Annotated in this window: 21 protein-coding genes and 1 riboswitch; of the genes, 3 read left to right on the forward strand and 18 right to left on the reverse strand. The window is 43.6% G+C overall.

The genetic code is table 11. From position 1 onward, the window contains the following. Positions 1 to 59 precede the first annotated feature (59 nt). The gene (locus TV75_RS13765) at positions 60 to 2,603 is read left to right on the forward strand and encodes a helicase C-terminal domain-containing protein (RefSeq protein WP_044339367.1); all 2,544 of its coding nucleotides are present in this window, start codon (positions 60 to 62) and stop codon (positions 2,601 to 2,603) included. Between the two features lie 574 nt (positions 2,604 to 3,177). Here TV75_RS13765 and TV75_RS21890 read toward each other — a convergent pair. From TV75_RS21890 to TV75_RS13825, 13 genes are all read right to left on the reverse strand, one after another. Further along, the gene (locus tag TV75_RS21890; protein ID WP_156142441.1) at positions 3,178 to 3,354 is read right to left on the reverse strand and encodes a hypothetical protein; all 177 of its coding nucleotides are present in this window, start codon (positions 3,352 to 3,354) and stop codon (positions 3,178 to 3,180) included. Between the two features lie 187 nt (positions 3,355 to 3,541). Then, complete coding sequence (locus TV75_RS13770; protein ID WP_044339368.1) at positions 3,542 to 3,880, reverse strand: hypothetical protein; 339 nt, start codon at positions 3,878 to 3,880, stop codon at positions 3,542 to 3,544. A gap of 89 nt (positions 3,881 to 3,969) precedes the next feature. Next, positions 3,970 to 4,908: a ribose ABC transporter substrate-binding protein RbsB gene (rbsB, locus tag TV75_RS13775; RefSeq protein ID WP_044339369.1), complete on the reverse strand. Its 939-nt coding sequence runs from the start codon at positions 4,906 to 4,908 to the stop codon at positions 3,970 to 3,972. Positions 4,909 to 4,918: 10 nt separating this feature from the next. Further along, positions 4,919 to 5,872 carry a ribose ABC transporter permease RbsC gene (rbsC, locus tag TV75_RS13780; protein ID WP_044339370.1) on the reverse strand — a complete coding sequence of 318 codons (954 nt, stop codon included), beginning with the start codon at positions 5,870 to 5,872 and terminating at the stop codon, positions 4,919 to 4,921. Continuing rightward, positions 5,865 to 7,355 carry a sugar ABC transporter ATP-binding protein gene (locus TV75_RS13785; RefSeq protein WP_044339371.1) on the reverse strand — a complete coding sequence of 497 codons (1,491 nt, stop codon included), beginning with the start codon at positions 7,353 to 7,355 and terminating at the stop codon, positions 5,865 to 5,867. Before TV75_RS13785 ends, rbsC begins: the two co-directional genes overlap by 8 nt. Positions 7,356 to 7,373: 18 nt before the next feature. Further along, entirely contained in the window at positions 7,374 to 7,760 is a 387-nt protein-coding gene (gene rbsD / locus TV75_RS13790) for a D-ribose pyranase (protein ID WP_044339372.1), read from the reverse strand. Beyond that, a complete protein-coding gene (gene rbsK, locus TV75_RS13795) occupies positions 7,757 to 8,647 on the reverse strand; it encodes a ribokinase (protein WP_044339373.1) in 891 nt (296 codons plus the stop codon). Before rbsK ends, rbsD begins: the two co-directional genes overlap by 4 nt. A 6-nt stretch (positions 8,648 to 8,653) precedes the next feature. Then, positions 8,654 to 9,634: a LacI family DNA-binding transcriptional regulator gene (locus tag TV75_RS13800; protein ID WP_044339374.1), complete on the reverse strand. Its 981-nt coding sequence runs from the start codon at positions 9,632 to 9,634 to the stop codon at positions 8,654 to 8,656. A gap of 426 nt (positions 9,635 to 10,060) precedes the next feature. Then, positions 10,061 to 11,482 (reverse strand): PTS mannitol transporter subunit IICB, encoded by a 1,422-nt coding sequence (locus TV75_RS13805; protein WP_044339465.1) that lies wholly within the window; start codon positions 11,480 to 11,482, stop codon positions 10,061 to 10,063. A gap of 119 nt (positions 11,483 to 11,601) precedes the next feature. After that, positions 11,602 to 12,039: a PTS sugar transporter subunit IIA gene (locus tag TV75_RS13810; protein ID WP_044339375.1), complete on the reverse strand. Its 438-nt coding sequence runs from the start codon at positions 12,037 to 12,039 to the stop codon at positions 11,602 to 11,604. A gap of 16 nt (positions 12,040 to 12,055) precedes the next feature. After that, on the reverse strand, positions 12,056 to 13,240 hold the full coding sequence (locus TV75_RS13815) for a mannitol-1-phosphate 5-dehydrogenase (RefSeq protein ID WP_044339376.1): 1,185 nt from the start codon (positions 13,238 to 13,240) through the stop codon (positions 12,056 to 12,058). Positions 13,241 to 13,281: 41 nt separating this feature from the next. Beyond that, positions 13,282 to 13,842, reverse strand: a complete 561-nt coding sequence (gene hxlB, locus TV75_RS13820) for a 6-phospho-3-hexuloisomerase (protein ID WP_216593410.1) — start codon at positions 13,840 to 13,842, stop codon at positions 13,282 to 13,284. After that, a complete protein-coding gene (locus tag TV75_RS13825) occupies positions 13,839 to 14,549 on the reverse strand; it encodes a ribulose-phosphate 3-epimerase (protein ID WP_044339377.1) in 711 nt (236 codons plus the stop codon). The genes hxlB and TV75_RS13825 overlap by 4 nt, the downstream gene beginning before the upstream one ends. Positions 14,550 to 15,047: 498 nt before the next feature. Between TV75_RS13825 and TV75_RS13830 the strand changes: the two genes are divergently transcribed. After that, positions 15,048 to 15,800: a DeoR/GlpR family DNA-binding transcription regulator gene (locus TV75_RS13830; protein WP_044339378.1), complete on the forward strand. Its 753-nt coding sequence runs from the start codon at positions 15,048 to 15,050 to the stop codon at positions 15,798 to 15,800. A gap of 144 nt (positions 15,801 to 15,944) precedes the next feature. Here TV75_RS13830 and TV75_RS13835 read toward each other — a convergent pair whose 3' ends face one another. The 5 genes from TV75_RS13835 to TV75_RS13855 all read right to left on the reverse strand — a co-directional run bounded on the left by TV75_RS13835 (position 15,945) and on the right by TV75_RS13855 (position 20,100). Then, positions 15,945 to 16,247 carry a DUF5661 family protein gene (locus tag TV75_RS13835; RefSeq protein ID WP_044339379.1) on the reverse strand — a complete coding sequence of 101 codons (303 nt, stop codon included), beginning with the start codon at positions 16,245 to 16,247 and terminating at the stop codon, positions 15,945 to 15,947. A 118-nt stretch (positions 16,248 to 16,365) separates the two neighbouring features. Beyond that, positions 16,366 to 17,562, reverse strand: a complete 1,197-nt coding sequence (locus TV75_RS13840) for a M20 family metallopeptidase (protein WP_044339380.1) — start codon at positions 17,560 to 17,562, stop codon at positions 16,366 to 16,368. A gap of 12 nt (positions 17,563 to 17,574) precedes the next feature. Continuing rightward, positions 17,575 to 18,411, reverse strand: coding sequence for a MetQ/NlpA family ABC transporter substrate-binding protein (locus TV75_RS13845; protein WP_044339381.1), 837 nt, complete (start codon positions 18,409 to 18,411; stop codon positions 17,575 to 17,577). A gap of 11 nt (positions 18,412 to 18,422) precedes the next feature. Further along, on the reverse strand, positions 18,423 to 19,085 hold the full coding sequence (locus tag TV75_RS13850; protein ID WP_044339382.1) for a methionine ABC transporter permease: 663 nt from the start codon (positions 19,083 to 19,085) through the stop codon (positions 18,423 to 18,425). Beyond that, positions 19,075 to 20,100, reverse strand: coding sequence for a methionine ABC transporter ATP-binding protein (locus TV75_RS13855; RefSeq protein ID WP_044339383.1), 1,026 nt, complete (start codon positions 20,098 to 20,100; stop codon positions 19,075 to 19,077). Before TV75_RS13855 ends, TV75_RS13850 begins: the two co-directional genes overlap by 11 nt. A 112-nt stretch (positions 20,101 to 20,212) precedes the next feature. Then, a riboswitch (SAM riboswitch) is annotated at positions 20,213 to 20,319 on the reverse strand. A gap of 517 nt (positions 20,320 to 20,836) precedes the next feature. Between TV75_RS13855 and TV75_RS13860 the strand changes: the two genes are divergently transcribed. Continuing rightward, the gene (locus tag TV75_RS13860) at positions 20,837 to 22,009 is read left to right on the forward strand and encodes an iron-containing alcohol dehydrogenase (protein WP_044339384.1); all 1,173 of its coding nucleotides are present in this window, start codon (positions 20,837 to 20,839) and stop codon (positions 22,007 to 22,009) included. Positions 22,010 to 22,030: the final 21 nt, after the last annotated feature.

The raw sequence follows: 22,030 nt of genomic DNA on the forward strand, positions 1-22,030 counted from the left end.
AATAACAAATTTTGTTTAATATGGTAAAATAGATAACAAACTATTATGGAGGTATCATAGTGACTTTTGACTTTAGTAAATTCCTTGATCAGTCTGAAAAATCTAAAGAAGTAAATCCAATTAAAATTTACGATGGTCTGCCAAAAGGCAAAGTAAATGATTTATGGCGTGGTCAATACCTAGCTCTTGAAGAACTCTCTAATGAAAGAGAACACAATAACATTGCAGTGAATTTAAATACTGGAGGTGGAAAAACAGTAATAGGTTTACTCTATGGTCAGTCATTAGTAAACGAGTTAGAGGACAGAGTTTTTTATTTGTGCGGATCTAACCAGCTTATTAAACAAACGAGTGATGCTGCTGAGAGCCTTGGGTTAAAAGTAGCAACATATTTTAATAGAGAAATGAAATATGAACGTGAGTTTAACCTAGGTGATGTTCAATGCTTGACAAACTATCAAACCTTATTTAACGGGAAAAACCGTAGATTCCGCAATGATATTAAAGGAATTATATTTGACGATTCCCATGTAGCTTCTCATATTGTGAGGGAAAACTTCACACTTAAAATTTCAGAGGATGAATTTCCTAAAACATACGCATCTTTAGTTGGATTAGTTCGCCCTTATTTTAATAGTACATACCGTTTACAAGAATTTGATCAGGTTGTAACATATAAAAATGATCCATCAGTTCTCTTTATTCCTTTGTTTGTTTGGAGCAAGATATTTGGAAAAGTTGTCGAGACATTAACAAATGAGAAAGTTACCGAAAAAATGTCTACAATGTTTTCTTGGGAACATTTAAGAAACAATTTAGATTTATGTTCAGTCTTTCTTACTTCTAACTCAATAGAAATAACACCTTTTTTACCACCTGTCCAAGAGCTTAGTTTTATGTCTGAACAAACTAGAAAGGTATTTCTTTCAGCAACAGTACAAGATAAACCTGAATTCATCCGTACATTTGGATTCCTCCCTGATATTCATATTGATCCAAAAACGAGTGCTGGTGAATCTGAAAGATTAATTGTGACCCCTTACATGAATCCAAATATTAAAGAAGAAATGTTTGAATTTATTATTAATTTAAGTAGAAAAGAAAAGGTTTTAATTATCCCAAAGAGTGAATATCAGGCACGAAAGTGGCGTGATTACGAAATATCATTTTCATCGGATGACTTCTCAGATAAAGTAGACGAATTTAAAAATGCCTCCCATGGAATATTGGTTGCCCCTGCACGATTTGAAGGTATGGATTTTCCAGGTGATACTTGTAGATTACTGATTATAGATGGTCTTCCTTCAGGTACAGGATTAATGGAAAAGTTTTTATGGAGTAATTTAGGTGAAAATAAGTTCTTACAAGGAACTGTAGCATCCCGGGTAGTTCAGTCTATGGGTCGAATATCTCGTGGAACCGACGATTATGGAGCTGTATTTTTACTTGGGGATGATATGGCAGATTGGATTACCCGTAAAACTAATCGTAATGTGCTATCACCTTTTACAAAAGCCCAATTAGAATTGGGTGAAGAATTAACTAAGGAATTAAAATCAATTGATGACCTTGCTGGGTTGGTCTCTACTGTAATAAACTCCAACCGTAATAAAGGATGGACAAATTTACACAAGACTCGTGTTCAACAATTCTCTGTAACCTCCCAAGTTGAAAGTAAAGTTGAAGTCGAAGAAACACACCAAACCAAAGTGGCTAGAGCTGAACGTCTCTTTCTCAAAAATTTATGGAACAGAAATTATGCACGTGCAGCTCGCTCATTAGAAGAGACTCTTGAAGAACTCTATGTGAATGATAAAGCTCAGGCTGCTTGGCATGCACACTGGATAGGATATGCTTATCAATTAAGTGAAAATTATTCAGCTGCGGAGAGATATTTCAATAGATCTGGAGGTACTTATAGAGCCCTTGGGAGGTTAAACCTAGAACCTGCACCTACTCCTTCTTTACCAGTCATAGCTACTGGTGATTCCCAACCAGAGAGAATTGCAAAAGTGTTAAGTGAGAGAGGTGACTTTAACTATGGATCATTTAGTGAAATGGATGGGCGACTAGCACCTATTTTTTCATTAAAAAGCTCATCTAACCAGTATGAAACAGCTCTTTATTGGCTAGGACGTTATCTAGGATTTGAATCAAGCCGCCCAGACCAGTTGAGTAACATAGGTCGTGGACCTGATGTATTTTGGGCTTCACCTGAATTTGACATTTTACTAGAAAGCAAAGAGGACAAAGTTGATACCTCCCAATATTCAAAAAAAGATGTTGGGCAGTCTCACAACCATAATATTTGGTACGAAGAAGAGTTTCCAAAATCTCATCGTTTTAGAAAATTAATGATAGTTGGTCCAATTGTTGCAGCTAATCCCGCTGCTAGCCCAGGTAACGAAATGCATATTTGGACACCAGAAGAAATAATAGAGTTGGCAAAACGAACAAAAGCAATATTGTATGATTCATATACAACATCAGAGAGTGCAACATTCGTACTAACTCTCAGAAGAAAATTAGAAGAATCAAATCTTAGTTTCCAAGGTATATTTGAAAGTCTTCCTGATCGGCCTATTAAGAGAAAGGAAAGTTAAAATAGAACTCTTAATAGGTTTAATCGATTTTATTATCTCCCATTAGTAAATGTTTCTACACTCTAAGAATTTTTACGTGCTCGATAAAAATCTAACTTGTACAAAGATCTGCACCAGGAGGGTACTTTGAAAAATCGGGGTCTGACCCCCAGTACATTAATGCTTCATCGTACAGAGGGTCAGACCCCAATATTATACATAAATACTATAAATAGATTAGTTCCATGAATATCCCAACGCGTTAACTTTTTCACCTTAGTCATACGGGTTAGTAAGTAACTGGCGTTGGAGCAGTGATGTGTCATTAGAGAAGATTGACGAGGATAAGCTTTTACAGCTTCAGCCTTTTAATACAATAATGCAAAAAAAGTTGTATACAGCGAACCACTGTAAAACACAGAATCTCTCAAAATTTCAAGATTGACCGAATATAGCACCTTTTACCAAACATATACCTGAGTCCCATCCTCATTCATGGTATTCAACAGAATCCACATATAGAGGTGAAGATCCTCCAGGTGAAATAAAATGGGGTCAGACCCCAAAGATAAACAAATAAGGAGCTTCATGCTCCTTATTCTTTTCTAAGTTTTTCTCCAAAACATTCATCACATATAAGCGAACCATGAGGGCTTATAAATAATTTTGTGCATTCAACGCACTCTGTATATCCTTTAATTTCCTTAAGATAATTTATCTTCCTGGCCTGCGCTGCTTCTCTTTCTTCCATATCACGTTTAGCTCTCCCCATCTTGGACCCCCCTTAGAGTTTAGACTTCTTACACTTCAGTATAGGTATAAGAGTCTCATTTTATACTATATAAAGTGAATAATAGTTTTTAATATTCTTTATTTATAAAGGGGAATATTAATCTATTACAAAAATCAATATTTTATTAAACAAAATAAACAAGACCAAAGGAGATCTTTTTATCAATTTAGTCTAGAACTGGTACATCGGCTTGTATATGGATGAACTTGAATCCCTTAGACTCATTCTGAGTAGGTGTTGTTTCTGATCCTAATCCATTATTTAAAGCATATAGAAGAGGTGGACACCTTAAGGTACACTTGAATGTTTTACCATTTTCCTTTACATAATTTCCAACTGATTTAATAGCACTACCCCAATGTCCTTGTAATTCTCTACCATGGGAAAATTGTAATAAACCTACTAGTTCTCTCTCCAAATAATTATCACGCATGTTGGCTTTCAATCCCTGTGTAGGTGTTACAGTTGATGCAAATTCTGGTTTTTTTGTATTATCATCTAACATTAAATATCTACCTTTTCTCCACTACTTTTAGCAATAAAGGAAAAAAACCTCATTCGTACAAATGCACGAATGAGGTTTACCACTACAATTTATTCTGAAGAATCTTCTATATTCTCCTCCGTCACCAACTTCAACGGCACCGGAATCTTCTTGTCTACCTTCTTCCCTGACAACACATCAGCCCCAGCCTGAACGGCCAACGAACCAATCTTCTCAGGTTGCTGAGCAACAGTCGCAGACAGGTTACCATTACGAATGCTAGTCATCGCATCTTCATTTCCATCAAATCCAACGACTAAAACGTCACGACCAGAACTCTGGATCGCCTGCAGTGCACCCAACGCCATTTCATCGTTATGAGCGAACACCGCTTTGATATCTGGATTCCCCTGAATCAGGTTTTCCATCGTATTTAATCCTTCGGTACGATCAAAGTTCGCCGTCTGTTTGGCTACTACATCGAGCTTTTCATCCGCGATGTTATGGAACCCGGCTCCCCGCTCACGGGTGGCGGATGCTCCAGGGACACCTTCCAGTTCTGCAACCTTTGCTCCTTCACCAAGCTGCTCAACGAGGTATTCTCCGGCCATTTCTCCTCCCTTTTCGTTATCGGAGCTGACGAGTGTGGCGACGTCTCCTTTTTCCGCTGAACGGTCAAGGGTGACGACGGGAATGCCCAGGCTGTTGGCCGACTGGACGGCAGTAGAGATGGCCGCTGAGTCCGTCGGGTTGATGAGTAAGACGTTGACACCCTGCTGGATAAGGTCTTCTACGTCATTGATCTGTTTTGCAGCATCATTCTGGGCATCAACGACGACGACTTCCATGCCTTGTTTCTTCGCTTCGTCTTCTACCCCGTTTTTCATGGAGACGAAGAATGGGTTATTAAGTGTTGAAACGGATAGTCCGATTTTAATGTCTTCCGGGTTTGAGCTTTTATTTGGCTTGGCCCATTCCGGCGGCTGCAGGGAGCAGGCGCCGAGGAATAGGAGTGACAAACTGATTAGTAGTAACCATGCTTTTTTCATAGTATCCCTCCTACGCTGCTTTCTTTCGGTCGATGAGAACCGCGATGATGATGACGACACCCTTTACGACCATTTGGAAGAAGGATGAGACGCCGAGCAGGTTCAGACCGTTGTTTAACGTTCCGATGATGAGTGCACCGATCAGTGTTCCGACGATCAGTCCGCGTCCGCCTGACAGGCTTGTCCCGCCAAGGACGACGGCGGCGATGGCATCTAGTTCATAGGATGTACCGGCAGTCGGCTGGGCTGAATTCAGGCGTGACGTCAGAATTGCTCCTGCGAGTGCTGCCAGTAAGCCGGTCAGGGAGTAGATCATCACTTTGATGCGTGGTACTTTGATTCCTGAGATAAGTGCTGCTTTTTCATTTCCACCGATGGCATACGTTTTTCGGCCGAACGGGGTTTTATGCAGGATCACCCAAAGGATCGCAAACGTCAGGATCATCGTGACGGCAGGTACCGGGATTCCAAGGAAGTATCCTCTTCCGAACAGTTGGAATGCATAGCTGTCACCGAGTCCCGTGATTGGATTTCCGTCTGTGTATACAAGCGTTAAACCACGGAACATCGTCATTGTTGCAAGTGTTGCGATGAATGGTGCCATTTTTCCTTTTGTGATCAATAATCCGTTGACCATTCCCATCACGGCTCCGAGGATACAGCCGATCAAGATCGCAAGGATCGGGTCGATTCCCGATACCATCATCCCTGCCATGAGGGCACTGGATAAGGCGAGGATCGAGCCGACGGATAAGTCAATTCCCCCGGTCAAAATGACGAAGGTCATCCCGTAGGCAATCAGGGCGTTGATCGCAACCTGTCGTAATAGATTCAATAAGTTCAAGGGTTCTAGAAAACTAGGGTTGATGATGGATACGGTCGCAATCAGCACAAACAGTCCGAGGAGTGGACCGAGCTTTTGCATCAGATTGCCGACGTGATTCGTTTTGAGTGCGTTATTCATGTGCGTGACCTCCTGTCGCCAATGTCATGATTTTTTCCTGTGTTGCGTCTTCCTTTGATAGCTCTCCTGCGATGGTCCCTTCATGGACGACGAGGATGCGGTCGCTCATTCCTAGTACTTCCGGCAGCTCGGATGATACCATCACGATCGCGACGCCCCGGTCGGTGAGCTCGTTCATCAGTTGATAGATCTCCCGTTTCGCCCCGACATCGACTCCCCTTGTTGGTTCGTCGAGGATGAGCACCTTCGGACCGATCCCGATCCATTTGGCGATGACTACCTTCTGCTGGTTCCCACCCGAAAGGTTCTTTGCGTGAGTCCGGGCTGATTCAGTTTTAATCGTCAGCCGTTTGATGAGCATTTCCACAAAGTCCTGTTCGCTTTTATCGTTGATCAAGCCTTTCTTTGTGAAGCTGTAGAGGCTTGGAAGAGCGATATTATCCTTCAGGGAAAAGTCGAGGACGAGTCCTTCATCCTTCCGATCCTCGGTGATGAATCCAAGACCGAGCTTTACTGCTTGATCTGGTGTTTTAATGGTGACCGGTTTCCCGTTCACGAGGATTTCGCCTTCATATCGTCCGTCGAGTCCGAAGATGGTGCGCATGATTTCCGTCCGTCCTGCCCCCATCAATCCTGACATGCCGACAATTTCGCCTGAACGTACTTCAAAGCTCACTTTTTCAAAAAGTCCCTTCTTCGTCAGGTTCCTGACTTCAAGCATCGTTTCGCCTGGCTTTGGTTGGCGTTTTGGAAAGCGGTCTGTTAATTCACGTCCGACCATTTTCTTCACGACTTCATCGAAGTTGGTTTCTGGGATCGGCGTCGTATCCACCGTGCGTCCGTCCCGCATGACCGTGATGGTGTCACAAATCGTGAAGATCTCTTCCATCCGGTGGGAGATGTATACAATCGACACGCCGGCTTTCTTTAGGGAACGGATGACGGTGAAGAGCGTCTCGATTTCCCGGTCCGTCAAGGCCGCAGTCGGCTCGTCCATGATGATGACTTTTGCATCCGTCATGAGGGCTTTGGCGATTTCGATCATTTGCTGCTGACCGACGGAGCACTGTCCTGCTTCTTTTGTGATGGGGATGGAAATGTTCAGCTTTTCAAACTGCTCATTCGCAATCGCTTTCATTTTTCTCGTATTGATGAGACCGAATTGTGTAACCGGTTCCTTATTGATGAAAAGATTCTCAAGGACGGTCATCTCCGGCCAGACGTTCAGCTCCTGATGGATGAAGGCAACGCCGAATTCCTCGGCCTGCTTCGGATTATCGAACGTCATGTCCTTCCCGTCGATGGTGATCGTTCCCTGATCTTTCTTGTGAAGACCCGTCAGGATGTTCATCAGGGTCGACTTTCCGGCACCGTTTTCCCCCATCAGGGCATGGACCTCACCGTGCTGGATCTCGATGTCCACGCCTTCAAGGACCTGGTTCGTCCCAAATGCTTTATGGATATTCTTCATGCTGATCTGCATGCTACTACCCCCTTTGTTTTAAAAAATGACTCCCGCGTGAAGGATACAATTCGCGTACGGTGTGACTTCCCCCGTCCGGATGACGGCCTTCGCCTTATGGGTTTCTTTCTTGAACTCTTCATGGGATACATACTGGATCCCGTCAAACCATGAGGTCATCTGTTTATGGACCCCTGTATTCGTTTCCACTTCTTCTGCAAGCGTTACGGTTTCGACGACCATTTCTTCCTTTAACAGTTGGACCACGTCAAGGAAGGATGGCTCTCCTGGTTTCAATGCCAGGTCGATTTTCACGACGTCTGACGGAATTGGGAGACCGGCATCGGCCACGACTATCGTATCAGTGTGGCCGAGGTCGGCTAATACTTTTGCTATGTGACTGTTCAAGATGCCATGTCGTTTCATTCTGCCAGCTTCCTTTCCACTTCGTCTCTTGTCGGCATTCCGCCCTGTGCCCCGAATCCGGTCACGGAAAGGGATGCGGCACGGTTTGCGAATCTGAGGCTTTCTTCCATTGTTTGTCCTTCAGCAACGGCTGTTCCGAATGCGGCATTGAAAGTATCGCCTGCCCCTGTCGTATCGACGACCTCGACTTTGAAGGAAGGAACGAGGATTTCCTTTGTGCCGCTATGGTAGCGGACTCCGGCTGCTCCTTCGGTGATGATGACTTTGTCAGGATATTGTTTCAGCGCTTCTGACGGTTTCATTCCATTAAAGAGCACATCTGCTTCATGTTCATTTGGTGTCAGGTAGCTGGCACCAATGATGACTTTCTCTGAGATCTTCCGTGCCGGTGCCGGGTTAAGTAGCAGTGGTACCTCAATTTTGTTGCACAGGTGTGCCACGTACTCGACCGTTTCCTCCGGGATTTCCTGCTGGATCATGATGAGATCACATGTTTTGAGGAAATCGGCTGTTTTCTCGACGTACTCTGGTGTCACAAGATCATTGGCCCCTTTTACGACGACAATGCTGTTGTCCCCTTCAGCGAGAATGATATGAGCGGTTCCGGATTTCTGACCTGTAACCGGTTCCACATAGTCGGTATGAACACCGTTGCTCTTAAAGTTTTCCAAAATCTCTTTGCCGTATGGATCATCGCCTACGCATCCGATCATGTACACGTCAGCTCCAAGCCTTGCTGCGGCAACGGCCTGGTTGGCTCCTTTTCCTCCGGGTACGGTGTCAAAGCTGTCGCCCAGTACCGTTTCCCCTGCACCGGGGCGTTTCGCTGATGTGACCACCAAATCCATGGATGAACTGCCAATCACGGCAATTTTCGCTTTTTTCATCTTCCTTCATCCCTTTCGTGTTGTGTTTCGCTGTATGAGTTCAACCGGAAGCTGAACGGTTGTATCGATGTCTTTTTCTTTTTTTATCAGTTTAATCAAAAGTGCCGCGGCCTGCCTGCCCATTTCGTAAGCCGGCTGCCTGATCGTGGAGAGCGCCGGATAGGAAAGGCTGCTCTGGGGGATGTCATCGTAGCCAATGATCTGGACGTCTTCCGGAATCTTTTTCCCAAGCCTCAAGGCCTCATGGAGAATCGCGATCCCGACGATATCATTGCTCGCGATGACCCCATCCGTATCAGGATAGGTGGCGAACAGTTCTTCTGCCCAGCCCTTTGCGTCTTCAAAGGAGAACGAGGTCGTGGACATCACGGTGAAATCGACGTCCGTCCCGCTTAGGTACTCGACGGCTCCACGGAATCGGTCCTGTGCCGGCTTGACGTGGGCCGGTCCCTTCATGACGGTGATCCGCTTCGCTCCTTTTTCCACTAAGGTCTTAGCCGCCAGGCGTCCTCCTTTGCGTCCGTCCGCATACACTGCCGGATAGTTGTCCGTGGTCCGGTCAAGGAGAACGAGTGGGAGATTCAATTCACTATACAGCTGGTCATGCTCCACATGATTGGTCGCAGAAATCATGCCGACGACATTGTTCTGAACAAAGGTCTGGATATAATCCAGCTCTTTCTGGATGTTCTCGTCGCTGTTTCCAAGGAGGAGCCTGAATCCGGCCTCACTCACTTCATCCTCGACCCCTCTCGCCAGCTGCGGGAAGTATGGGTTCGTGATATCGGGAAGCAGCAGTCCGATCAGTCTCGACTCCCGTTTATATAGAGAGCGGGCAACCTCGTTCGGGCTGTAATTCAGCTTCTCGATCGCCACCATCACTTTCTTCCTCGTCTCGGCTCCTACATAGCCGTTATCATTGAGCACCCGGGAGACCGTCGCCACTGACACCCCCGCTTCACTCGCCACATCCTTGATTGTTGCCACGTGCGTCACTTCCTGTTCGTTTGGTTGGTTATTTGTGTAACCGGTTACACATAAGGTAACATAAATTTGTAATCGCTTGCAACCTTTAATTTTTCACCACTGTTTGTTTGAGGATTCACAAGCAGTTAAAATTTCCCCGGTAGTGATCGGGTCATCCCTGTAAGGTTTGTCAGGTTGTATTCTTTCCCGTGTTTAAGTTCAATATTTACTCCCATCCAAAACTAAGTTAAATTGAATTTACTATTGTAAAAGGAATGATCCCTTTCTTACTTTAATAATGAGCGACCTCTCTTTTGTTCATCGGTTAACTTCATTTTACGTCAAAACAAAAAAGCACCCCGAAGGATGCTCATTCGCTTTATTCTACTTTTTTTCAACTCTCCAGTGCCTGATAGCTTAATGTAATACCCTATTACGTCGCTACCCTTATTGCTCCTTTAAGTCAACTAACAACTTTTCAAGTTTAGGATCACCGATATAATTCTCAATCGTAATAATCTCATGGTTTTCAAACGAAAGTCTCGTTCTATCATACAGATTTTTATGGACGACAATGATGTCTGAATCTTTTGGGACATCTTCAATTCTATAGTGTTTTACTTCGATGCCGTCAATGTTCTGTTTTTCAAGCTTTCTTCTAAAGGTTGTGGCGCCCATTGCACTGCTTCCAGCGCCGGCATCACAAGCAAATGAAATTTTATTGATGCTTTTGCTGGCTGCTTCCTCTGGAGCTTTAGTTAAAATTTGTTTTCCTTCATTCTTCATCGTTTTAGACTTTTCAATAGACTCTGTTAAGGCAGCTTCATCGTCATCTTTTCGATCCAACTTCAAGACAAGGGATGTCACAAGAAAGGAAACTGCTGTCGCCACCACTACACCTAGAATAATCCCCAAGAAGTTCCCTTTAGGCGTTAATGCTAAGTATGCGAAAATTGAACCTGGACTTGGACCGGCTACAAGACCGGAACCGAAAAGTTGGAAAGTAGCAACACCTGACATCCCCCCGGCAATCATACCCAGGATTGTAAGTGGTTTCATTAGTACGTATGGAAAGTATAGTTCATGGATTCCGCCAAAGAAGTGGATGATAATGGCACCGGGTGCAGTCCTTCTGGAAATTTTGTTCCCGAATACAGTAAAAGCTAATAGCAAGCCAAGACCTGGTCCAGGGTTGGATGCTACAGTAAAGTAAATGGATTTACCCGCTTCAAGTGTTTCCTGCATACCAAGTGGATAATAGATCCCTTGGTCAATCACATTATTTAAAAACAGAACTTTCGCTGGTTCATTTATAAGGGACAGCAACGGTAAGAAACCGGTTCCAACTAATGCTTCAATCGCAGCAGTAACCATTTCGTTAGCCGCTTCGATTACCGGACCGATAACGGTATAAGAAAGGAGTAATAAAAAGAAGCCTAAAATACCAATTGAGAAGTTGTTGATCACCATTTCAAATCCAGCAGGTATTTTATTTTCCAGCAGCTTATCAAAACGTTTGATCGCCCAACCACCAATCGGTCCGATGATCATTGCCCCTAAGAACATAGGGATATCAGAACCAATAATTAATCCGATGGCCCCGATCGAACCCATGACGGCCCCTCTTTGTCCGCCTACCATTCTACCACCGGTATAAGCTAAGAGCAGGGGCAATAAGTACGTAATGGTCGGTCCAACCATTTCTGCAAGATATTCATTCGGCAACCAGCCTGTGGGAATAAAAAGCGCTGTCAGTATTCCCCATGCTATAAATGCTCCTATATTAGGCAGCACCATATTGGTTAAGAATCCACCCATTGCTTGTATTTTCGCACGAGTTGACGGCTTCGATACAGGAGTCTGTTCCATCACGGTTTGAGTTGACATACAATTTCCACCCTTTCCATTTAGATGTCATAAAATTGCATTATAGATCAAAGAATAAACTTCACCTTAGCGTAGGGGATTCATCTTTATCAAGCTATTAATCACTCGACACCCCTAATTAGTCTTAGTATTTCATCCTTACTTTCAGCCACCTCTAAACTGTCCTTAACCTCTTCATCAGCTAATACAGTAGATAGGTCTGAAATTAAATCAAGATGACCCGTACTGTCAGTTGCGGCTAATACCAATACAACATTGACTTCCTTATTTTCCGGGTAAAGGACTGGTGTATGTAACTTTAATAAGGAAACCCCATTCTCGTTCACTCCACCCTTATTTTGAGCATGCGGCATGGCTATTCCAGGTACAATAACGATGTAGGGGCCGAATTCGTGGATATTACTGATCATATCCTGTATATAACTTTCATTAATGTTCCCTTGATTCAAAAGGGGCTCTGCAGCTACCCTAACAGACTCCTCCCAAGAGGATACTGAATCCATCAAGTTGATTGTGTTTTCTAAATAATGACTGAGCATGATCCCAATTCCTTTCTTAATCGATTAATACAGAAGATACTTTTTCCCTTTGTTTCTCTTTCAAGTTGTAATAGTTATCCCTTAAAATAGATAGAATCCTATCATCCCTTATTCCCGTAAAATGCTCGATTGCCTGTTCTATGCCGTGTTTATGAATGAAATGCTGCATCGTGACAGATTCCTCGTCTTGAGGATTCTCATAGATAAAACCGGCAGAAACGGCCAAGGTCAGGTGTTTAGATGGTAAGCCCAATTCTACTAGTTCTCGCATTGGCTTCACTAAACGTTCATTATACCCAAGTTTCCTGATAGGGGATCTTCCTACTCGGAAAATATTATCACTAATATTCTGATTTTTGAATCGAATTATTGTTTTTTTAATATAATTATTCATTTCTTCTTGTTTGACGTTGTATTTCCTTATGAAGTATTGAGCTGTTTCATTCATTATCGCCCTGACAAACTGCTCTATTTCTGGTCTTTTTAGCGTACTTTGGATGGTTGATTCATTGTGAATATATCCCATATACGCAGTTGTTACATGCGCCATGTTAACGACAAATAATTTTCTTTCAATATAAGGTTTTAGGTCCTCAACATATGTCGCACCTTTAATCATGGGGAGTTTATGGTTGGCCATTTCTTTTTGGTTAATGACCCACTCATACTCAGGTTCTACTATAGCAATTTGAGCCTGCTCGGATTCCTTTGACAAAGCAAGACGGTCGATTGAAGCGTTTGGAAAGCCAACCAATGTCAGGATTTCATCCATCTCTCCTGGCGAAACAAGTTTCTCTATTTCACCTTTCAATGTGGACGATGCATTGACCGCATTTTCATTCGCAATAATGTCCAACTTGTTTTTGTTCTTTTTTACCCTTCTCAAAAGACCTTCTGAGATGACATCAGCAATCCGGGACAAATTACTGACCCCAACTGAGGTAGTAATGATATCTGCATTTTCGATTCTTTCCATCACTTCTTCTCTTTGTGTTAAACTATTTAACGCCGAAACAGGAGAAATGGATTCGACTTTACGGGCATCATCCAGAATTTCAACAAGGTATCTATTATTATCGTTAAATTGATCAATCGCTTTTTGATTAACATCGACAAAACAAACGTCGTAACCTGTTTTGTTAAGCAGATACCCGATAAATCCCTTTCCTATATTTCCGGCCCCAAAATGTAGCGCTTTCATCATTCTCCTCCATTCTGCAAATTACTTCGCACGCCTATAACCTATTCCAGGTTAGCGTGATACTTCCACAGACTATGCATCTCTATATTTTGTTCTCGAACCAGCATTAAGGCAATAGAATCACCTAACAATAATAGACTTTGTTCAAATAAACTCGTCATAGGCTGAACAGAAGGAATTTCATTAGGTAATTGCAATTTTGTACTAACTGGGATCCTTACAAAATGATCCGTAAATTCCTTCATGGAACAGTCAGGATTTGCTCCAATATGAGCGACCCTGGCATTGAATTGTTTTGCTTTTTTAGCAATGATCAAAGGGAAAGCAGACTCTCCACTTCCCGAACCCACAATCAGCAAATCATTTTCAGTAATTGCCGGTTCAGTGATTTGTCCCACGACATATGTGTTGATACCAAGATGCGCCAATCGTTTAGCAACCGCTTCCAAAGAAAGCAGGACTCTGCCAACTCCCACAAAAAATACTTTTTCTGCTTTTTTAATCTCTGATACTAATTCTGCCACACTTTCACTATTAACCTGACCTAATGTATTGGCTATCTCTTCTGTAATTTCATTTTGAACTTGATTATAATTCATCATCTCACTACCTCCCCTAAAGAAATCCCTTCTGAGATCCCCTTCTCCATGATCTGTTTATTTTCAGCTAAACTATTACCCTTAACGAATAAACTTGTGCTCCCGGCAACCAGGATATCCGCACCTGCATCTACTAAACTAGGAATTGATTCAAGGGAGACTCTTCCATCTACCTCTATTCTAGTACTCAAGCCCTTCTCTTGAATGTATCGATGAAGGTCCTTTACCTTTTTCACTGCATAAGATATCTGTTTTTCTCCCTTATCCGTTGCAAAACCAGGATTGATTAACATTAATAAAACCGTATCGCATTGAGGCAGCACATAGTCCAGAACCGATAATGGAGTGGCAGGGTTCAAGGCAATTCCCACTTTCGCTCCGCTATTTCTGATCAAATTGACATAACGATCGATATGAACGCTGCTCTCTATATGAAATGTGATTTGTTCCACACCGATATCAATCATCTCTTGAATGAAAAACTCATTTTCCTTGGCCATGATATGAACATCAAAATCCATATTTGTGATTTTTCTCAGTTGTTTAACTGTGTCGATCCCGAGTGGCATACTGGGACTAAATGAACCGTCGATGATGTCTATATGTAAAGTGTCGATTCCCACTCTCTCAATCTCTCTCACACTCTTTTCTAAATTACACAAATCCGCACACATAATCGATGGAGCAATCGATATTTTTCTATTTTGCATGTTAGTGCCTCCTTGTTCTGTTTTTACAAGTATAAAGCGATTTCAATTAAAAGTAAATATATAATTTGCATGTTTTTATTAAATTTATGCACGTTTATAATTGTTTGGCGTGGAGATAATGAGTTGTGGTAGTATTTACATATAGGCTCTTTTCGTAAAGTTTGAGGTTATCTTAAGGTAGCAAGCAGTAGTTGATTTCCGCTGCAGGATGCTTGCTTTCCGCGGGGCGTGAGTTTAGCCTCCTCGGGCTTTGCCCTGTGGGGTCTCAACTTTCCCGCTATTCCCGCAGGAGTCGAGTATCCTTCCGCTCCAATCAACTTTCTGAGCATAAATCCTCGTTAGAATTAGTGAAAAATAAGACTTTTAGCAAATAATCTTTTTTTAGGTCCAACACATACTGATTGACAGAGCTCAAGCAGACCTTATGTTAAAAAAGCAACAATCTTTACGAAAAGAGCCTAAATATAATATTTATATTTAATTAAGGGTGAAAAGCCATTGTTAAAACTTGAACGTCAACAAAAAATAGTAGAGATCTTAAATGAAGAGCAGAAAGTGATTGCAGCTGATTTAAGTCAACGTCTTTCCGTTTCAGAAGATACCATACGCAGGGATTTGAAAGAACTGGATAACAAAGGGTTAATTCGGAGGGTTCACAGCGGAGCTTTAAGAATAGGTCCACCGGTTGTAGACTTTACCACAAGGCAGGACGTTTTGAATGAAGTTAAAATAGATTTAGCAAAAAAAGCATTAGAATTCATTAGGGATAACATGGTTCTGTTAATTGATGGTGGAACGACCAATCTACATCTTGTTAAACAACTGCCCTTAACGTTAAAAGCAACAGTCGTCACAAATAGTCCTCCGATTGCTACTGCCTTAATGAATCATCATGATATCGAAGTGATCATGATCGGCGGAACCCTTTTTAAAGAATCCATGGTGAATTTAGGGATAGATACGGTGGAGTCATTAAATAATTTGAGGGCTGATTTATACGTAATGGGCATTCATAAAATTGATCCTAATATTGGGATTAGTGTACCCAGCTTAGCCGAGGCTGCTGTTAAAAGAAAGATGGTCTCCATATCAAATGAAGTGCTCGGGATGGTGACATCTGATAAATTAAACACGTTTTCTAATCACATCGTTTCTCCTTTAAACGTCTTAACTTATCTGATTACAGATAATATTCAACCTGATATTACGAGATTATATGAAAGCCAACAAATAACTGTAATAAATGAATAGGATTTCTGAATACAAGAACATCAAAAAAACTCGTCCTTAACTATTGTTAGGGACGAGTTAATACCCACGATACCATCCTGATTCTATAAACAATCCCATTAAAAGTTTCAAATAGGTGTAGAACGTCCCCACCTACTTGTCATTTCATTTGTTCCAATACGCTTTTGCCTCATCTTCAAGAACTTTCAACCTTCTATAATAATCAGGAAATTCGTTTAAATGAGCCAATGCAATTTTCCCGGTAGTAATGGGATCATCCGCCGTTACATTTGTTGGATTGTATTTTTTTCCGTGTTCAAGTTCAGTGTTTACTCCCATCCAAAACTCAGTTAAATTAAATTTACTGGTGGTAAAATCGATGCCTAACAGTAATGCTATGGCTGCTACTTCCTCTTTAGAATAGCTGGTCTTGAAAGTGTTTGGCTGAGTGGCAGTAGGTCTGTACATGAACCCGGTACATTAATGGTTCACCGTGCCGAGGGTCTGAGCCCAATATGCTAGTTATTCTATAAAGGACAAGCTTTCACACAAAAAAGACAGCCCCTATTTGGCTGTCTTTCCAACCTTACTTACTTGCACGGAACTCTTCCCATATTTCCTCTAAAAGCTGCTCATCCGTCAGCAGTTCATACCCCGTCAGCGCAAGTGCCTTCGCCCCGATCACAAGCGCCCGGTCACCCTCGCTGGATTTGGCCGCTTCCCTGAATTCGTTCGTGTGGACGACGAGGGATTCGGGGCCGATTTTGATGTAGGGGTGGATGGTCGGGACCACCCGGCTGACGTTTCCGGCATCGGAGGAACCGAGTCCCTTTCGTTCTGTATCGTCGAAGTATTCCCCCAGTGACTCGATGGAGCGCTGGAATACTTGATCGAAACGGCGGTTGAGCTGAAAGTGATCGACTTCATTTTGGATTTTGATGACATTCAGTTCTGTACCCGTGGCAAGTGCCGATCCCTCAGCGATGGCTTTCACTTTCTTCGTGACTCCATTGCATGCTTCCCTGGTGGCAGCACGTATATAGAAGCGGGCTTTTGCATAGTCAGGGACGATATTGGGTGCGTCCCCGCCGTGGGTGATGATGCCGTGGATCCTTACATCATCGGTCACGTGCTGGCGAAGGGCGTTAATGCCGTTGAACAGCTGGATCACACCATCAAGGGCATTGATGCCGTCTTCAGGAGAAGCTGCCGCATGGGCAGACCTTCCTTTAAATTCGAAATCAAGCGGGTCCACCGCAAGGGTTTTCCCTGTCTGTGTTGTCCTGTTGAACGGATGGACCATCATGCAGGCATCCACTCCTTCGAACAAGCCCGCCTTAACAAAACTGCCCTTCGCACTTCCATTCGGACCGCCTTCCTCGGCAGGCGTCCCGAACACCACCACTTCCCCTCCTGTTTCATCAAGTACGGAGGACAGGGCGATGGCCGCCCCGCAGCTTGCCGTCCCGATGATATTGTGACCGCAGGCGTGACCGAGTCCAGGCAGGGCGTCATATTCAGCCAGGTAGCCGATCACCGGCCCTTCTTTTCCTGAATGTTTGCGTGCCACAAAGGAAGTCTCATGGCCCGCCACTCCCCGTTCAATGGAGAACCCGTTGGCTGCAAGGAGGGTGGTCAAGGTCTCTGAAGCAAAGAACTCTTCGTTACCGATTTCAGGATTGTCGTGGATCTGATGGCTGGTCGACACGAGTTTCACAGCCAGTTGATCCACTGCCGAGAGAATGTTGTTTTTACGATTGGCAATCGCTGCTGGTTGACTCATCTCTTTTCCCTCCTAATGTAATTCACTGACCGGCACGAATGTCGGGATCAGGGAATCTTTGTATGTTTTCTTGATATGTTCTGCTACGTCATCTTGCTGATAGAGCTCCACAATCTTTTGATAGGTCTTGTTGTCCTTCTCTTTTTCCTGTGCGGCAATGATATTGATGAACGGCTTGGATTCCGCCCCTTCGATATAGATGCTGTCGTCAACCGGGACCATCCCTGCTTCAACCGCCACACCATTATTGATGATCGATGCCGCCACATCCGGCAGTACCCTCGGGGTCTGGGCAGCGACGACCGGTGTGAATTCAAGTTTTTTCGGGTTTTCCTTGATGGCTTCGAGACCCTGTGACTGATCAAATCCTTCTTTTAGCTTGATCAACCCTGCTTCTTCCAACAGGAGAAGGGCACGACCAAGGTTCGTCGCTTCTTGAGGAACGGCTACTTTACTGCCTTTCGGTAAGTCTTCTACCGATTTATATTTTTCCGAATAGATTCCCATCGGCGCGATAATCGTCGAGCCGATCGGTACAAGATCCAGATTATGTTCTTCCACGAAAGAATCAAAATACGAAATCGTCTGGAAGGCGTTCAGGTCGATATCCCCATCGGCCAGTGCCTGGTTCGGTCTCACGTAATCGGCAAACTCCACAATCTCGATTTCAATTCCTTCCTTCGCTGCTTTCTCCTTCATATACTCCCAAATCGGCACCCCGGATCCATTCACTCCGACTTTAACAACTTCTTTTTCACCTGAGCCGGATGCACTGTCTCCCGAGCAGCCGCTCAATATAAGGGTGATTAATAGAATGGCGATACTTGCCAGGCTGATTGATTTTTTCATATTCCTCTCTCCTAACGTCTTCTGATGATTTTTGATAATGTATTTCCTGCTGTCTGCAGTCCCTGCACCATCACAATTAAAATGATGACGGTCACGATCATGACGGATGTTTCAAATCGCTGATATCCGTAAGCGATGGCCAGATCTCCAAGACCACCGCCTCCGACTGCCCCGGCCATGGCCGATGCACCAACAAGGCCGATGGTCGCGATCGTGATATTCAGGACCAGTGTACTCAATGCTTCCGGAATGAGGATTCCGAAGATGATCTGCCACGGCCCGGCCCCCATGGACTCCGCCGCTTCAATGACACCCGGTTCCACTTCAAGGAGGGCGCTCTCTATCAGTCTTGCAATATACGGTGCCGCAAATACGACAAGCGGCACGACCGCTGCCGCCGTTCCGATCGATGTACCCACTACCAATCTTGTAAAGGGGATGATGGCCACCATCAAGATGATGAACGGGACCGAGCGGAACACGTTGATGATGCTGCTCAATATGGAAAAGACGACTTTATTTTCAAGTAAGTGCCCCTTTCTCGTCACCACAACGATGATGCCGAGGGGAAGCCCAATCAACGTTGCAAATAGAAGGGAGAATGACACCATTGCCAAGGTATCCCATGTCGCTTCTATAATTTTTGGCCAGAATAATTCCCAGTTAACTTGCACGCTTCTCCACCTCGCTCACGAATAATCTATTCTTCCAATAATCCAGGATCTCTTCCGTTTCGTTCTTGCTGCCAATGATCTGTACGATGAGATTCCCAAACGGCTTGCCCTGGAGTTCCGTGATCTGGCCGAATAACACATTGATGTGGGCATCGAATTTCTTTGCCGTTTCGGATAGGATCGGCGTGCCCGTCGAATCCCCCTTGAAAATGAGGCGGCAGATGCGCCCTTCTGTGCTGTCATTCAATTTGTCAAGAACCGATGCCGGCAGCTGATCATTCATGACACTCTTCACAAAGTTTTTCGTCGTCGGGTTCTGCGGGTTGGAGAAGATATCGAAGACGCTTCCCTCTTCAACGATTTCCCCATTTTCCATAACCGCGACCTTATCACAGATCTCCCGGATGACCCCCATTTCGTGAGTGATCATCACAATCGTAATGCCATACTCCGCGTTGATTCTCTTTAATAAATTCAGAATCGATTCAGTCGTCTGAGGATCAAGTGCAGATGTTGCTTCATCACAGAGTAGAATCGAAGGCGATGTCGCCAGGGCTCTTGCTATCCCCACCCTTTGCTTCTGCCCTCCTGACAGTTGATCCGGGTAATGCTTCGCTTTATCTTCAAGTCCTACAAACGCGAGCAACTCCTTTACTCTCTCGCTGATCTTTTCTTTTGGCCATTTTGCAAGTTTCAGAGGATAGGCGATATTCCCTGCCACCGTCCGGGATTGAAACAGATTGAAGTGCTGAAAAATCATTCCGATGCGGTGCCGCTCCTGCCTCAGATCGATTGCCGACTGATCTTTCAGGCTGCGCCCCTCTATGAAAATATCACCCGATGATGGTTTCTCTAAAAAATTGAGACAGCGGACAAGCGTGCTTTTTCCCGCCCCGCTGAATCCGATCACACCATAAATCTCTCCCTTCTTCACTTCGAAGGAAACATTCTTCAATGCCGTAAATGGGCCGTCCTTCGTCTCGAATACTTTCGTAACATTCTGAACTCTGATCATATAAGACTTGCTCCTTTCGCTATGTATTCTTCTTGTTGACGATCATGGCTCAAATAAAAAAGTGCCCCCCTTCATAAGAAGAGAGGCACAAAAATATGTATATGTCCCGCTCTTCTCATCTTTCAAGTCAAATGACTTGATGGAATTGGCACGGTATTCATATAAGAACCCGTTGCCGAGGTATCACAGGGCCAGTCCCTCCACCTCTCTGGATAAGAAGATATCGCTTTATTAAGTTAAAGTTATGATGCGTTTTAGCATTAGGGTAATGGTAAATGATTATAATTGGTTTGTCAAACCTGTTTTTGAATATTTTGTATTATATAGGACTATTCAACTAGGGTCACTATAACCAGTCTTCAATTGGCTAATACATTCATTTCGTTTCAATTCACTAATTTACTAGAAGAAAATATTTTTATTATTCTGCCCAACCACAAAAAAATAGCAGAAATTAAAAAAGAGACTTAAAGTTAATTTCCATCTTATGAAAATCGGAGAGATCTTAAATTTGGAGCAAGTACCATGCTGATTTCCACCTTCCATTCGTATGTGAATTCGTTCTTACCACAAGTCCGTTATGAAACTTTCCAGATACTTTGCGAGCAATCTTGGATGTTTTATACATTCAAGAAATGGGAATATTACATTCCATTGCCCTCTGATGAACGGCAGGGGTAATATTTTCACTAAAAACGATAATCAATCAATAAAACTTAAGGAGGCTATTTTTACTATGAGTCGATTTACCATTCCACGCGATATTTATTTCGAAGAGAATGCACTTGAAGTGTTACGGTCTTTTGAAGGTAAAAAAGCCGCACTTGTTATTGGAGGAGGTTCTGTTAAACGTAACGGAAACCTCACCAAGGTACAGAAACACCTAGCAGCTGCCAATATAGAAACAAAAGTTTTGGAAGGTTACAATACAGAGCCGACCTTTGAAATGGTTAAAAAAGGAGCAAAAGACCTGGAGGAGTTCCAGCCGGATTGGATAATCGGCATCGGCGGAGGATCAGCAATGGATTCTGCCAAAGCAATCTGGCTCTATTATGAGCACCCGGACCTTGCTTTTGAAGATGCAATTAAACCATTCGAACTGCCGCGTCTTCGCAATAAAGCGAAATTCGCCGGTATTCCGACGACAAGCGGAAGTGGTTCGGAAGTATCCAACCTTTCTGTTCTTGCCGATGAAACCACGAACGTGAAATATCCAGTTGCTGACTTCGAACTAACACCGGATGTCGCCATTATCGATCCGGTTATGATTAAAGAACTGCCGAAGCACATTGCTGCTTATACCGGTATGGACGCATTCACGCATTCAATCGAAGCATATGTAGCTAAACCGCGCACAATGTATACGGATATCCTGTCACTAGGCGCAGCCGAAGTGATCAAAGATAATCTTCTTGCTTCTTATCAGGGAGACCAGGAAGCTGCTAAGAAAATGCACACTATTCAAGCAATGGCAGGCATGGCCTTTGCCAATGCTGTACTCGGTAATGTGCACAGTCTTGCCCACAAAAGTGGTCCAACGTTCGGCATTCCGCATGGCTATGCCAATGCGATTTACCTGCCTTACGTCATCCAGTTTAACCGTGAGGTCGTGGAAGATCGCTTTGCTGAAATCGCCCGCCGTCTTAACCTGAAAGGCAATAACGATACCGAATTGACTGATTCTCTTGTTGAATATATCTATCAATTGAACCAAGATCTCGGTCTTGCTACTACCCTTCAGGACTACGGTGTATCCGAAGAAGAGTTCAACAAGCATGTTGATACAATGGCTAAAAACGCTATGGAAGATCCATGCACAGGCACCAATCCACGTGAGACTAGTGAAGAACAAATGAAAGAGCTATTTAAAGCCGCTTTCTATGGCAAGGAATCTTTAGTGAAAGCGTAAAGATTAATTGAACAAATAAGC

The organism is Rossellomorea aquimaris (assembly GCF_000935355.1).
Taxonomy (GTDB): Bacteria; Bacillota; Bacilli; order Bacillales; family Bacillaceae_B; genus Rossellomorea; species Rossellomorea aquimaris_B.